Origin of the sequence: Agromyces aureus, from assembly GCF_001660485.1 — a bacterium.
GTDB lineage: Bacteria > Actinomycetota > Actinomycetes > Actinomycetales > Microbacteriaceae > Agromyces > Agromyces aureus.
Window position 1 is genome coordinate 955,067 of sequence record NZ_CP013979.1, and the last position, 14,876, is coordinate 969,942.

At 71.9% G+C, this 14,876-nt stretch carries 10 protein-coding genes; 8 read left to right on the top strand and 2 right to left on the bottom strand.

All coding sequences use genetic code 11. The features are described 5' to 3' along the window. Nucleotides 1-38: 38 nt before the first annotated feature. Nucleotides 39-815, top strand: coding sequence for an alpha/beta fold hydrolase (locus ATC03_RS04060; RefSeq protein ID WP_227820229.1), 777 nt, complete (start codon nt 39-41; stop codon nt 813-815). A 74-nt stretch (nt 816-889) separates the two neighbouring features. Here the strand turns inward: ATC03_RS04060 and ATC03_RS04065 are convergent, their stop codons facing one another. Continuing rightward, nucleotides 890-1,987: a DNA glycosylase AlkZ-like family protein gene (locus tag ATC03_RS04065; RefSeq protein ID WP_067873428.1), complete on the bottom strand. Its 1,098-nt coding sequence runs from the start codon at nt 1,985-1,987 to the stop codon at nt 890-892. Nucleotides 1,988-1,992: 5 nt separating this feature from the next. Beyond that, nucleotides 1,993-3,354, bottom strand: a complete 1,362-nt coding sequence (locus tag ATC03_RS04070) for an FAD-binding oxidoreductase (protein WP_067873431.1) — start codon at nt 3,352-3,354, stop codon at nt 1,993-1,995. 230 nt (nt 3,355-3,584) lie between these two features. Here ATC03_RS04070 and ATC03_RS04075 point away from each other — a divergent pair, with 230 nt between their 5' ends. The 7 genes from ATC03_RS04075 to ATC03_RS04100 all read left to right on the top strand — a co-directional run bounded on the left by ATC03_RS04075 (nt 3,585) and on the right by ATC03_RS04100 (nt 14,849). Then, complete coding sequence (locus tag ATC03_RS04075; RefSeq protein WP_067873434.1) at nt 3,585-5,177, top strand: ABC-F family ATP-binding cassette domain-containing protein; 1,593 nt, start codon at nt 3,585-3,587, stop codon at nt 5,175-5,177. A 276-nt stretch (nt 5,178-5,453) separates the two neighbouring features. Further along, a complete protein-coding gene (locus ATC03_RS04080) occupies nt 5,454-9,188 on the top strand; it encodes a right-handed parallel beta-helix repeat-containing protein (RefSeq protein ID WP_067873436.1) in 3,735 nt (1,244 codons plus the stop codon). A gap of 103 nt (nt 9,189-9,291) precedes the next feature. Continuing rightward, complete coding sequence (locus ATC03_RS20160; RefSeq protein WP_152030860.1) at nt 9,292-11,070, top strand: AAA family ATPase; 1,779 nt, start codon at nt 9,292-9,294, stop codon at nt 11,068-11,070. Continuing rightward, nucleotides 10,976-12,055 carry a helix-turn-helix transcriptional regulator gene (locus ATC03_RS20165; RefSeq protein WP_161490312.1) on the top strand — a complete coding sequence of 360 codons (1,080 nt, stop codon included), beginning with the start codon at nt 10,976-10,978 and terminating at the stop codon, nt 12,053-12,055. Before ATC03_RS20160 ends, ATC03_RS20165 begins: the two co-directional genes overlap by 95 nt. Before the next feature lie 109 nt (nt 12,056-12,164). Next, nucleotides 12,165-12,989, top strand: a complete 825-nt coding sequence (locus ATC03_RS04090) for an alpha/beta fold hydrolase (protein WP_067873439.1) — start codon at nt 12,165-12,167, stop codon at nt 12,987-12,989. A gap of 88 nt (nt 12,990-13,077) precedes the next feature. After that, nucleotides 13,078-13,923: an alpha/beta hydrolase gene (locus ATC03_RS04095; RefSeq protein WP_067873442.1), complete on the top strand. Its 846-nt coding sequence runs from the start codon at nt 13,078-13,080 to the stop codon at nt 13,921-13,923. A 113-nt stretch (nt 13,924-14,036) separates the two neighbouring features. Further along, nucleotides 14,037-14,849 carry an MBL fold metallo-hydrolase gene (locus ATC03_RS04100; protein WP_067881356.1) on the top strand — a complete coding sequence of 271 codons (813 nt, stop codon included), beginning with the start codon at nt 14,037-14,039 and terminating at the stop codon, nt 14,847-14,849. Nucleotides 14,850-14,876: the final 27 nt, after the last annotated feature.

Consider the following 14,876-nt stretch of genomic DNA (forward strand, 5'->3'; position numbering starts at 1 on the left):
CACGGCATGATGGCGGTATGGCTCCAGAGATCCCGGGCATGACCGACATGCCGGCACCGCAGTTCGTGATGAGCACCAACGGGCGCCGCATCGCGACGTACTCGTGGGGCGACGACGACGCGACCACCGTGCTGCTCGTGCACGGGTTCGCGTCGAGCGCCCGCGACAACTGGGTCAACACCGGCTGGGTGCGCGACCTGACGCGCGCCGGCTACCGTGTGCTCGCGATCGATCAGCGCGGGCACGGGGCGAGCGACAAGCCCTACCTCGACCGCGCCTACGTCATGGACCTCTTCGTCGAAGACGTCGTGACCGTGCTCGACGACCACCTGCTCGAGAGCGTGCACTACGTCGGCTACTCGCTCGGCGCTCGCGTCGGATGGCAGGTCGCCGTCGCGCACCCCGAGCGCGTCGACCGGGCCGTGCTCGGCGGCATCCCCGACGGACGCCCGCTCGCACGCCTGCAGATCGACCAGGCCCGCGCCTACCTCGAGCACGGCACGCCCGTCGAAGATCAGGTCACGCGCAATTACGTGACCCTCACCGAACGCGTGCCCGGCAACGACCTCGCGGCGCTCATCGCGCTCGCCGAAGGCATGCGACTCGGCGACGCCGACCCCGATGTCTCGAATCCGCCGCCGCAGCGCGTGCTCTTCGCGACGGGTTCCGAGGACGCGATCCTCGAACGCTCTCGCCTGCTCGCGGCCGCCACACCGGGAAGCACCTTCCTCGAACTGCCCGGGCGCCACCACTTCAACGCGCCCGTGTCGCGGGAGTTCCGCCACGGCGCGGTGGCGTTCCTCGGCGAGGACTGACCTCGACGAGACCCGACGCCGCGCACGTCGCGCGTGGCACCGCGCGCGACGCGCATCGCACCGCACCGCGGCGCTCAGCCGAGCTCGAGCTCGAGCTCCAACCAGCCGGCGAGCTCGCGGATCTCGGCATCGACGGCGGAGCGAGTCGAACGATCGAACGCCGTGTCTTCGTGGATCGCGTGCACCGTGAACGTTCCGCGCTTGCGGTCGGCCCGGGCGTCGAGCTTGCCCACGAGCCGGTCGCCGTGCAGGATCGGCAGCGCGAAGTACCCCCAACGCCGTTTCGCCTCGGGCTTGTACATCTCGAGCGTGTACTCGAAGTCGAAGAGCTGCTGCGCACGCAGCCGGTCGTAGACGAGGCGATCGAACGGCGAGAGCAGCGCGGTGCGGCCGGTGAAACCCGACCGAACGGCGTCGAGCGCCGCGGCGTCGACGCGCCACTCGCCGGGCACGCCCTCGACCTCGGCCGGCTCGCCCGCAGCGCCGACGTCGACGGGTTCGAGCGGCATCTTGGTCGACTTCGCCCTCGCGATGCCGAGCGCGGCGAGCCGCCGGACGTCTCGCTCGGCCGTCGCCTGTTCGAGCGAGAGCACCGGCGGAGCATCGAACGACGGATGGATCCGCCCGGCGAGCGTGAAGAGCCGTTCGCGCCCGCGTCGGCCCGCGATGGCGATCTCGCCCTGCATGGCGAGGCACTCGAGCATCCGCCCGACGTTGCGGTTGTGGCTCCACCCGGTCGACTGCCACGGCACCACGCTCGTGTCCTCGAGGTCGCGTGACATGAGCGGCTCGGGGGAGGCCTCGAACCGGTTCAGGATGTCGCGTCGGAACGCCGCGTTCTGCTCGAGCCATTCCTTCGCTCTCGGCCAGGTCGGCCACGCGGCCATCTCGGCTCGGAAGAGCGGGAGGTCGTCGATCGGGCGCACGAGCGCGTCGAACTCGAACAGCGAGCGGTCGTGCTCGACGGCCTGCACGAGATCTGCAGGCCGGTACGCCGACCCGAGGCGACTCCACGCGACGAGGTCGGCGTTCGGCGCGACGGCGGCGGTCGGATCGACCTGCAGCAGGGTGAGGTGGTGCACCGTCGCGACCAACCCGGTCGGCCGCTCGGCGGTGAGGAGCTGGGCCAGCACCGCCACGCGTCGTGCCGTCGCCTGGTCGAGACGGTGCACGAAGGTCAGCCCAGGATCGCCCGGTTGCCGCGGATCAGGCCTGCCGGGTCGACCCGCTGCTTCACGGCCGCCAGTCGCTCGAGCACCGCGGGCGGATAGGCGAGCGAGAGCGCGCCCGCGCCGAGCATCGACGGCACACCGCCGAACGACTCGTGTCGTGCAGCGAGGTCGAGCAACGGTTGCAGTGCCGCGCCCGGATCGACGTCGGGGCTCATCAGCAGCACGCCCGCGTTGAGGAGCAGTGGGGCCTCGATCGCACCGACGGCGCTGAGGTTGGCTCCGAGCTCGTCTGCGGTCGCACCGCCCATGGCGCGAAGGCCGGCCCGGGTGAGACCGTGCGCGGCACCGGCGAGGAACGCCTCGACGAACTCGGACGCGAACGCGTCGTCGTCGCTGCCGATCGACGCCCCGAAGTCGGCGGTCGGCATGGGATCGGTCGGCTCGGCGATGAGCGCAGCGAGCTGGCCGATGGTGAACGTCGTGAGCGAGTTCGCGATGGGCTCGGCGACCGCGAGCAGTCGCTCTGCGTAGCCGCGCCCTGTGGCCTCGTCGCCGACGTGCACCAGGCCGATCGAGGCGACCACGCGCCCGCGAAGGTGCGGGGGCATGACGTCGAGGTCGGGGAACTGCATCATCCCGATGTCGAGGCCGAGCTCGGGCACGTCGCGGGCGAGGGCGAAGGCCGCCGAGATCACGGCGACCGCACTCTCGGACGGGAAGACCAGCCCGCCCCCGAAGAGCGCCTCGCCGGGGAAGAGCTCGAGCTCGATCGCGGTGACCACGCCGAAGCCGCCGCCGCCCCCGCGGAGCGCCCAGATCAGGTCGGGGTCGTCGGCGTCGGAGACCCGGCGAGCGTGACGCCCGGCATCGACGAGCTCGACCGCCGAGATCGACCTCGCCGTGAGCCCATGGCGACGGCTGAACAGCGAGTGACCGCCGTTCAGGGCGAGCCCGACGACGTTGACCTCGGGGTTCGAGCCCGCGAGCCCGATGAGTCCGGTGCCGTCGAGCGCCTGCAGCGCCGCACCCCAGTTGACGCCCGCACCGACGCGCAGCGTGCGGCCCTCGACGTCGACCGAGATCTCGTCGAACGCCGAGGGGCGGATCAGGATGACGCCCTCGAGCGAGTCGGTGGCGCCGTGGCCGTTCGGCTGCGTCGTGACGCCGAGCCCGGCGGCCGCAGCCGCGGCGAGGATCGCCTGCACGTCGGCGACGTCGGCCGGGGTGGCCACCGCAGCCGGCCATTGCTCGACGCTGAGGTTCCACGGCGATCTCGCGGCGTCGTACGCGGGTTCGCCCGGCAGCACGAGCGTGCCGGTCAGCGTGGTGCGGAGGTCTTCGAGCGCGGTCGCGCGGGCATCTGTCATCGGTGGAGCCCCTCTCATCCGCCGCACACGTTACTCGCGGCATCCGACATCGTCACGGGTTCGTCGATCGGCGGATGTCTCGCGGGTCCGCTTCGGGCGACGGATGCCGCAGGGCGGGCGCCCGGCCGGGCCACGTACGCTTGGGGCGCCAGTCACTTCGCCACGCGGCATCCGCCCTCCGTGTGCGAGAGGCATGCCCGAGCGAGCGTGCCGTCACCGAGAGGACCCCCGTGAGCCTGATCCGCCTGAACGACGTCGCCATCGAGTTCGACGGGCGACCCGTGCTGAAGGAGGCGTTCCTCAAGCTCAAGGCCGGCGACCGCGTCGGCCTCATCGGCAAGAACGGCACGGGCAAGACGAGCCTGCTCGAGGTCGTGCTCGGGCGCCGCGAACCGTCGGAGGGCACGCGCGACGTGACGCTCGGCACCACGATCGGCTACTTCTCGCAGTTCTCGGAGCTCGACGGCGAGCGGTCGATCCAGCAGACGCTGAGCGCGCACTTCGCCGATGTGCACGAGACCCAGGCCCGAATCGACGAGATCGGCCTGGCGCTCGCCGAGCCGATGGGCGACGACGAGATGACGCGTCTGCTCACCGAGCAGGGCGGACTCTTCGAGCGCATGGACCACATCGGCGGCTGGACGTACGAGACCACGATCGACACCGTGCTCACGCGCCTCGGCTTCGACGCCGAGCGCCGCACCCTGCCGATCGAGCGGCTCTCGGGCGGATGGCGCAACCGGGCCGCGCTCGCGCAGATCCTCGTGCAGTCGCCCGACGTGCTGCTGCTCGACGAGCCGACGAACTTCCTCGACCTCGACGGCGTGAAGTGGATCGAGAACTGGCTCGCCTCCTTCGCGGGTGCCGTGCTCGTCGTCTCGCACGACCGCCAGTTCCTCGACGGCGTCGTGGACCGCATCATCGAGCTCGAGAACTACCGCCTGCAGGAGTACGAGGGCGACTACTCGGCCTACGTGCACGCGAAGCAGTCGCGCCTGAAGATGCTCGAGAAGCAGTTCGCCCATGAGGAGGAGCTGCTGGCCTACGAGCAGGCCGCGTCGGCCGCGCGCCGGGAGGCAGCCCGCAACCCGTCGAACGCGGTCGCGCGTCGCCTCGCCGACATCAAGAAGCGGCAGGCGCCGCGCCCGATCGACCAGATCATCACGGGCATCTACGAGGGCCTGCGGGTCAGCAACGACCTGCTCACCGTCACCGGCCTCTCGAAGGGGTTCAACGGCACGCCGCTCTTCGAGAACGTCTCGTTCGACCTGCACCGCGGCGACCGGGTCGCGGTGCTCGGCTCGAACGGCTCCGGCAAGTCGACGCTGCTCGACGTGCTCACGGGCGAGACCGAGGCGGATGCCGGCAGCGTGCGCTGGGCGAAGGGGGCCAGGTTCGTGTCGTACAACCGGGTCTACGCCGAGCTGGACCTCACCGACTCGGTCGGCCACGCCGTGAACGCCTACCCCGACTCGCTCGCGTTCACCGCGACGAAGAAGTCCGTCAACCGGTTCCTCGCGATGCTGCAGTTCTCGGAGGCCGACCTGCAGCAGAAGATCGGCACGCTCTCGGGCGGGCAGCGCGCCCGAGTCGCGATCGCGCAGTGCCTGCTCTCGGGGGCCGCGGTGATCGTGCTCGACGAGCCCACGAACCACCTCGACATCACGTCGACGCAGGTCATGGAGCGAGCCCTCACGCACTTCCCGGGCGCCGTCGTGGTCGTCAGCCACGACCGGTTCTTCGTCGACAAGCTCGCCGACCGCCTGCTCGTGTTCGAGGGCGGCGGTCGCGTGCGGGAGACGCCGGCGACCGGCGCGCTGTAGGGCTCCGGCGGCGCGATCGCACGATCGCGATCTCGCCGCCGTGTCGGGGTTGCGGCGCGGTCCGGCTGTGCGTCTCGGCGCTGCCCGGGCTCGTGGGTGGCACGATCCAGATCGTCGCGGCCCGGCGTGGCCCGTCGCGGCCCGTCGGAGGTCACCGGATCGCGCTCAACGGTTGACGTGCATGCGGAAAGCGATTACCGTGCGAATCGAGCATCCGCGAGAAAGCGCTTTCTCGGCCAATCGACGCGGAACGACACGATCTCGACGAGGAGACCCATGCCCCAGCTGTCGCGCGCCCTCCGAACCTCCCTGGCGGCCCTGACTGTCGCGGCCCTCACCCTGACCGGAGCCGTCGGCGCGACCGCGCTCGGTCCGTCCACCGCCCTGAACGCGGGGAATCTCCCCATCGCCGACCTGGTCGCGATCACCCCGACCGGCAGCGACTTCACGATCTACGCCGCACCCGGCAAGAACGTGACGGTCGACGCCCACAACCGCATCTCCGATCGCGGCGAGGCGTTCACCAAGCGCATCAAGTTGAACGGTTCGGGCGCCCAAGCCGCCCGCTCGCTGCACTTCGAGGTCGCCGAGGCGGACGTGCCCACCGAGGTCTTCGTCGCCGCCCGCAGCGGCAGCGCGACGGCCGACCGCGCCGTCGCCCTGTACAACGCGGCGGGCGAGATCGGCCGGGCGCCGGCGCTCGCCGACGTCGACTCGAAGGCGGTGACCACCGAGCGCATTGCGATCACCTCGCCCGGCGAGTACTGGCTCGCGTCGCCGAGCTCGGGCGTCAACGTCTACTTCGCCCAGGTCGGACCGTTCGATCCGCAGACGCGTGCAGTCTGGGGCGAGGTCGCGACCCCGGTCATCACGTCGGTCGAACCCGACCCGGCGAACCCCGCGAACCTGCTCGTCGCCTACGAGGGCCTGCTCGGTGACGATGGCGGCGACGTGGTCTACGCCAGCCTTCACTCCGCGGACGGCGCGGTCGTCGACCAGACGCTCGCGGCGACGGACGGCACCACGGGAACCCTCGCGTTGACGCCGCCGGCGTCGGGTGCGTACGAGGTCGAGGTGCGGCTCACCCGTGCGGGCGAGGCATCCGCCCTCATCTCGGCTCGTGCCGCGGTCGAGGACTTCTCGCTCCCGCTCGCCGGGCCGACCGTGACGGGCGCGCTGACGAGCGGCATCGTCGGCGGCTCGGCCACCGTGACGCTCTCGTGGTCGGCGACCGCCGAGGCCGACTCGTACTCCGTCGAGGCGAGCACCGGCGGCGCGCCGTTCGCCACCGTCGCCTCGAACCTCACCGGCACCACGGCCGACGTCCCGGGCTTCACGCCGGGCGCGAGTCATCAGGTACGCATCGTCGCCCACCGCGGCACCGAGTCCGCGACCGGAGTGGAGACGACCGTCGACGTTGCCGGCGAGGTCGAACGCTGGCAGATCGCCGACGTCGGGTCGAACGCCGGGTCGGGCGGCTCGGTGCTCGAGCACGACGACGGATCCATCACCTTCGACGCGAAGGCCAGCTCGACCAAGCTCGCCAACAGCGAGGACGGGTTCCAGTACTTCTACACGCAGGTCGACCCCGCGACCGAGAACTTCACGCTGACCGCGACGTTCCGCGTCGACGACGCGACCGCGAAGGACGCCCAGTCCGGGTTCGGCGTGCTCGCCGTCGACGACCTCGTGCCCGGCCTCTCGGCCGCGAGGTACTTCAACTCCGCCGGTGCGCTGCTCACCCGCTACCCCTTCGGCACCGGCGCCGGCGAGTGGCAGGACGGCACGCCCGGGGCGCGCTTCGTGCACGGCTACACGGGCGCGACGACCGACAACACGGCCGGCACCCGCGACATGAGCGATTCCGAGGCGTTCGACTGGGAGTACCGCCCCGACGCGGTCGGCCCGAAGTTCGCCGCGGGCGACGAGTACGAGCTGACGCTGCGCAAGTCCAACACCGGGTACCACGCCATCTGGCATCGCGACGGACAGGACCTCGAGGTCATCCAGTACGACCCGGACATGCTCGACGTGCAGAACGCGGGTGCGTCGTTCGTCGGACTCGCGGTGGCCCGCAAGATCCAGGTGACCGTCACCGACTGGGAGTTCACGACCATCCTGCCCGCCGACGACGAGCCGAGGCAGGACCCGCCCACCGAGTACATTCCGGCGACCCTCGCGGTCGACGTGACGCGCACCACCCCGGAGTCCAGCCTCGACGTGCCGCTCGTCGCGAACATGTACGGCACCGGCCAGATCATCGACGCTGCGGGCGAGGTCGTCGCCGGCGACGTGCCGCTCACGCCGGGGGAGCGCGTGCTCGTGCCCGTCCACCTGGAGCCCGGCGTGAACGAGCTCACGGCACGGTTCCTGCCCGCGGCCGAGCAGCCGCACCTCGGCGAGTACGAGCAGGTCGAGTCGACCGAGCCGGTCGACGTGCCGCTCACCGTCACGGTCGACTCGTTCGGCGAACCCGGCCAGTCGATCCGCGTCGCACCCGACGGCACTCCCGAGGGCGACGGCACGACGGCGTCGCCGCTCGACCTGCACACCGCCGTCGCCTTCGCGCAGGCCGGGCAGCAGATCGTGCTCGAGGGCGGAACCTACGCGCTGACCCGCAAGGTCGTCGCCGAGCGCGGACGCGACGGCACCGCCGCGGCTCCGATCACCCTCATGTCGGAGCCCGGCACGCGAGCCGTGCTCGACCTCACGGATTCGCCCGACGGTGGCCTCGTGCTCCGGGGCGACTGGTGGCACGTGTACGACCTGGAGATCACCGGCTCCGCCGACAAGCGGAAGCCCATGCTCATCCAAGGCCACCACAACATCGTCGAGCGGGTCGAGTCGCACCACAACATGGACACCGGCATCCAGATCTCCGGATCCGAGGCGGAGCCGCCCGCGTTGTGGCCGACCGACAACCTGGTCGTCTCGTCGGTGTCGCACGACAACGCCGACCTCGGCGGCAACGACGCCGATGGCTTCGCGGCGAAGCTCAGCGTGGGCGAGGGCAACGTGTTCCGCTCGAACATCGCGTACAACAACATCGACGACGGCTGGGACCTCTACGCCAAGTCGACGACCGGCCCGATCGGCACCGTCGTCGTCGAGGACTCGGTCGCCTACGACAACGGATGGCTGCAGGCCGACCCGAGCCGCACCGGCGAGGGCAACGGGTTCAAGCTCGGCGGGGAGTCCATGCCCGGCGACCACCTGCTGCGCAACTCGGTCAGCTTCGGAAACCTCGCCACCGGCGTCAGCTCGAACTCCGGGCCCGACATCCGTCTCGACCGGGTCACCTCGGTCGGCAACGACCGCGGTGTGCGGCTCGAGACGAATGCCGCGGCGACCGACTACCGCGCCTCCGGTGTGCTCTCCTGGCAGTCGCCGCAGACCGACGTGCTCGCGTTGAAGCAGGCCGACACGTCGCTGCTCACCGATCCGACCAACCTCTGGAACACGGGAGCCGCGTCGCCGGTCACGGCCGACTGGTTCGAGTCCGTCGACCTCGACGGCGTGCGCCCGGAGATCGCGGCGGACGGCTCGATCGACATGCACGGCCTGCTCGAGTTGACGGATGCCGCGCCCGCGGCGTCCGGCGCCCGGCTGGAGCCGATCGCCGAGCCCACCGTGATCACGGTGCTCCCCGAGGTCACGGTGCCGTTGGCCAACCTCACCGCGGCGTCGATCGCCGGGAACCCGGTGAAGGGCTCGACCCTCACGGCCGAGCCCGGCACCTGGTCCCACGGCGAGGCGGCCATCGCCTACCAGTGGCTGCGAGACGGCGAGCCGATCCCCGGCCGCAAGGGCACCGAGGCGACCTACAAGGTCCGCGGCGGCGACGTCGGCCACGACCTGTCGGTCGCCGTCACCGCGACGGTCGACGGTCAGGAGTCGGTGACGGTGAGCTCGATCGCGGTGACCGTGGTCGACGACCGCCCGGGGCCCGCACAGGTGATCGCGCAGGTCGTGCAGGCGCTCCTCGACTGGCTGCGGAGGCTGTTCGGCTGAGTCCGTTCAGCGGAGGCTGCTCACCAACGCAGGAGAGCAGCCTCCGTACGTTCGCAGGCTCGGCCGAAGTCGCCATGGCGCCGCGTGAGAGCGCTCCACTACCGTGGTCAGCATCGACACGCCATCGCCTGCGCTCCTCGGCCGTGCCGGCGAGCGCGAGCGACTCGCCGAGCTGGTCGGTTCGGCGCGAAACGGGCGAGGGTCGGCACTGCTCATCCGCGGCGAGCCCGGCATCGGCAAGACGTCGCTCCTCGACGAGGCGACGCGCGACCTCGCGGGAGTCGGGATCGTGCGCGCCGACGGCTTCGAGGCCGAGCAGGCGATGCCGTACGCGACCCTGCAGCGGCTCGGCGCCCCGTTCACCGAGCTCCTCGATGCGCTGCCGGCCCGCCAGGCGTCGGCGCTGCGCATCGCGGCCGGGGTCGACGACGGCCCGCCGCCCGACCGCTACCTCGTGGGGCTCGGGATGCTCTCGCTGCTCGCGGCGGCGGCGGAGCGGCATCCGCTGGTCTGCGTCGTCGACGACGCGCACCTCGTCGACGCCGAGTCGCTCGAGGTGCTCGCGTTCGTCGGTCGTCGCCTCGCGGCCGAGTCGGTCGCGCTCGTGCTCTGCGCCCGCCCCGAGGCGCACGTCGACGTCGCGGTGGCCGGCCTCGAGGTGCTCGAGCTCGGCGGACTCGACGCGCCGACCTCGGTGCGGCTGCTGAACCGGTCGGCGGCCGAGCCGGTCGACCCGTTCCTCGCGACCCGCTTCGCGGAGGAGACCGGCGGCAACCCGCTCGCCCTCATCGACCTCGCCCGCGAGTTCACCGCGCAGCAGCTCACCGACTCGTCGCTCGCGCTCGGTCCGGTGCCGATCGGCCAGCGCCTCGAGTCCACCTACCTGCGTGCGGTCGACGCGCTGCCCGCCGGCTCGCGTCGGTGGCTCGGCATCGCGGCGGCCGAGTCCACGGGGCGCACCGCGCTCATCGACGTGGCTGCGCAGCGGCTCGGGGTGGCGACGGATGCCGCGGGCGCGGCCGAGCTCGCAGGGCTCGCGTCGGTGCGCGAACGCGTGCGGTTCCGGCATCCGCTCGTTCGCGCCGCGGTCTACAACGCGATGCCCGCCGGTGAGCGACGCGAGGTGCATGCGGTGCTGCGCGAGGTCGCCGACGAGCACGGGCGGCCCGACCTCGCGGTCTGGCATGCGGCGGCCGCGGCATCCGGTGTCGACGACGAGGTCGCCGATCGCATGGAGCGGGCAGCGGATGCCGCGGGCGGCCGCGGCGGCACCGCCTCGCGCGCCAGGCTGCTCGCCGGGGCCGCCGACCTCACGACGCCCGGCCCCCTGCGGGACGCCCGACTCATGGCGGCGGCCGAGGCCGCGGCGGCGGCCGGTGCGGCCAAGCTCGCACTCGAGCTGCTCGACCGCATCGAACGGGACCGCGAAGGCCCGGCCGACCTCGATCCCGTGACCGAGGGGCGACTGCTGTTGCTCCGGGCGATGCTCGCCCTCTTCGTCGCCGATCCCGACGGCGTTCGGGGCGGAACCGAGCGGTTGCTGCAGGCCGCCGGGCTGTTCCACGGTCGTGCGCCCGAGCTCGAACAGCGAGCCCTGCTCGCCGCGTTCAACGCGGAGCTCACCTCGGAGTCGGCCGCGCACCGGGTCGCTGCAGGTGCTCGGGCGACGGCTCGCCGCGGGCGCCGCCGTCGCCGACGGACGCACCTCGCTCACGCTCGGCGCGCTCGGCGCGCACGTCCTGCAGCCGTACGCAGAGGCGGTGCCGATCATGCGCGAGGCGGTCGCGATGCTCCAGGACTCGACCGACGCGCAACTGCTCGAGCTCGGCTCGGAGGGGGTCGCCCTGACGATGGCGCTGTGGGACGAGCGCACCTGCGTTGAGCTGCTCGAGCGCACGATGCGCGCCGCCACCGAGGCGGGCAACCTGCGCGTGCTCGACACCACCCTGTGGGTGCTCGGACTCGTCGAGCTCGCGCGCGGCGACCCCGCGGCATCCGGCCGATACGTGGAGCAGGTGCGCGAGCTGCGCCGGGCCATCGGCTACGACGCGGAGCAGGTCGTGAACGCCTCCTCCCTCGCGTGGTCCGGTGCGCCGTACGAGCAGGTCGAGCAGATCGCCGAGGCGACGCTCGAGACCGGGTTCGCCGGCGTGTGGACGGTCGCGATGACGGGCCTCGCGATCCGCGAGATCGCCGACGGACACTACCGCGACGCCTACGAGCGCCTCCGACCCCTGGTCGAGCTGGAGTTCCTGCAGGTGACGTACCAGCAGCTGCCCGACCTGGTCGAGGCCGCCGTGCGCAGCGGCAATCTCGCACCGGCGCGAGCGGCCGCCCACCGGCTCGCCGAGTTCGCGGCGGTGAGCGGCACGCCGTGGATCCGCGGGATCGCCGCACGGGCCGCCGCGCTGGTCTCCGAGCCCGAGCGGGCCGAGGCCGGGTACCTCGAGGCGATCGCGCAGCTCGGACTGGCGACGGCGACCGGGGAGCTCGGCCGCGCGCACCTGCTGTACGGCGAGTGGCTGCGGCGCATGAAGCGCCGCCGAGAGGCCCGCGACGAACTCCGCACCGCGTGCGAGATCTTCGAGCGGGTCTCGGCGCCGGCGTTCGCGGCACGCGCGCATCGCGAGCTCGAGGCGACCGGCGAGCGCGTCGTCGCCCACCAGCCGGGCGACGGCGGTGCCGAGCACCTCACCCCCCAGGAGGACGCCGTCGCACGCCTCGCCGCCGCGGGCCGCACCAACGCCGAGATCGGCGCCGAGCTGTTCATCAGCGCGAACACCGTCGACTACCACCTGCGCAAGGTGTTCCGGAAGCTCGGCATCACCTCGCGCCGCCAGCTCGCCGAGCGGCACCCGGCGAGCTGACGCGGTCGCGACTACGCACGCCACGTGGTTCGGTGCCGGGCCCACTCGCGCCAGCATGAGGCATCCGCGAATCGCAGCCGAGCGAATCGCCCCGCTCGAGGAGGCGCCCATGCCCTACGTCACCGCCGATGACGGCGCGCAGATCTTCTACAAGGACTGGGGCGGAGGCGGCACGCCCGTGCTGCTGAGCCACGGCTGGCCGCTGAACGCCGACGCGTGGGAGGCCGCGGCGCTCTTCCTCGCGGAGCACGGCCACCGCGCGATCGCCCACGACCGGCGCGGCCACGGCCGTTCGAGCCAGACGTGGAACGGCAACGAGATGGACACCTACGCCGACGACCTCGCCTGCCTGATCACGCACCTCGACCTCACCGAGCTCACGCTCGTGGGCCATTCCACCGGCGGCGGCGAGATCGCGCACTACGTCGGACGGCACGGATCGGCGCGCGTCGCGAAGCTCGTGCTCGTCTCGGCGGTGCCGCCGCTCATGCTCGCCACAGACGACAATCCGGGCGGGCTGCCGATCGCGGTCTTCGACGGCATCCGGGCGGGGGAGGCGTCCGATCGCTCGCAGCTGTACCGCGACCTCGCCGACGGGCCGTTCTTCGGCCACAACCGCAACACCGACATCTCGCAGGGCGTGCGTGACGCGTTCTGGCTGCAGAGCATGGCCTGCGGGCACCGGGCCGCGTACGAGTGCATCGCCGCGTTCTCGGCCACCGACTTCCGGCCCGACCTGGCGAAGATCGACGTGCCCACGCTCGTGATCCACGGCGACGACGACCAGATCGTGCCCTTCGAGGTCGGCGGCGCCCGCTCGGCCGAGCTCATCGACGACGCCACCCTGCTCGTCTACGAGCACGGCGCGCACGGCCTGCCCGACACCGAGCGCGAGCGGCTGCACGCCGACCTGCTCGCCTTCATCGACGCCTGAGGTTCAGCGACCCAGGGGAGCGGATGCCGCGGCGCCCGCCCTCGACATCCGCTCGCCACCGCCCCACCACCCTCGAAAGGACCGCACCATGACCGAAGAAACCACCCCCGACCCCACCGCCCCCGACACCATCGTGCTCGTGCACGGACTCTGGATGACGCCCCGGAGCTGGCGCGGCTGGAAGGAGCACTTCGAGGCCGAGGGCTTCACCGTGCTCACGCCCGCGTACCCCGGATTCGAGATCGAGGTCGAGGCGCTGCGCGAGCAGCCCGAGCTGATCGCGGACCTCACGGTACCCGCGACCGTCGACCACCTCGCCGCGCAGATCGAGGCGCTGCCGAAGCCGCCCATCATCATGGGGCACTCGTTCGGCGGCACGCTCACCCAGCTGCTGCTCGCGCGTGGACTCGGCGCATCGGGCGTCGTCGTGGACTCGGCGCCGACCGAGGGCGTGCGCATGACGCCGCTCTCGCAGGCGAAGTCGCTGTTCCCGGCGCTGAAGAACCCCGCGAACCTGCACCGGGCCGTCGCGTTCACGCCGGAGGAGTTCCACTACGCGTTCGCGAATACCCTCTCCCGCGAAGACTCCGACGCGGTGTGGTCGGAGTTCGCGATCCCCGCTCCCGGCAACTGGATCTGGGCGTACGGGCTCATCGCCAACTTCAAGCCGGGCCACCAGGAGACCTGGGTCGACTACACCAAGGACCGCGCGCCGCTGCTCTTCATCGGCGGCGAGAAGGACCACATCATGCCGCCGAGCGTGAACAAGTCGAACGCGAAGCACTACGCGAAGTCGCCGGCGGTCACCGAGTACGTCGAGTTCCCGGGCCGGTCGCACTGGATCTGCGCCGAACCCGGTTGGGAGGAGGTCGCCGACCACGCCCTCGAATGGGCGCTCGCGCACGCGCGCCCCGCCGTCGTCGCGAGTGCGTAGGTGCGGCACGATTCGCCGTCGGCGGCGCGATCGTCGCGACGTTCGCGGTGCAGCCCCCTGCCCTCCTGAACTGGGCATCGACGCGCCCATCGCCGTGCCATAGTGTCACGAGCATGAAGCTGACCCGGATCGGCGGCCCGACCGTGCTCGTCGAGCTCGACGGATGGCGGCTTCTCATCGATCCGACGTTCGACCCGGCCGGGCGGCACTACGCGTTCGGCTGGGGCACGGGGTCGACGAAGACCGCGGATCCCGCGATCGACGTCGACGACCTCGGCCCGATCGACGTCGCCCTCGTGAGCCACGACCACCATGCCGACAACCTCGACGACGCCGGTCGCGCGATGCTGCCGTCGGCCGGTGCCGTGGTGACGACCGCGAGCGGCGCCGGTCGGCTCGCGTCGGCGCAGTCGGCAGCCCCCGTGGCCGCTGAACGGCTGCACGGGCTCGTGCCCGGCGCCTCGGTGACGCTGGCCGGCCCGAGGCCCGGGCTGCCGACGCTCGTGATCTCGGCGACGCCGTGCCGGCACGGACCCCCGCTCACGCACGCGATCGTCGGCGACGTCGTCGGGTTCGCGGTTCGCCGACAGGGCGAGGAGCAGGTCGCCCTCTGGGTCACGGGAGACACCGTGCTCTTCGAACCCCTGCGCCGCACGGCGGAGGAGCTCTCGATCGACGTCATGCTCGCGAACGTCGGCGGCGTGCGCTTCGGGGTCACGGGTCCGCTGCGGTTCACGATGACCGGTCGTGACGCCGTCGAGCTCGTCGGCATCGCCGCGCCGCGGGTCGCGACGTTCGCGCACTACGACGGCTGGTCGCACTTCGTCGACGGCGAAGACGGGCTCCGCGACGCGATCGACGCGTCCGCGGCATCCGTGCATGATCGTGCCGTGTGGCTCGTCGACGGGCGTGCGGTCGAGGTGTGACGACGCGCCCGCGAAACCTGGCCGACT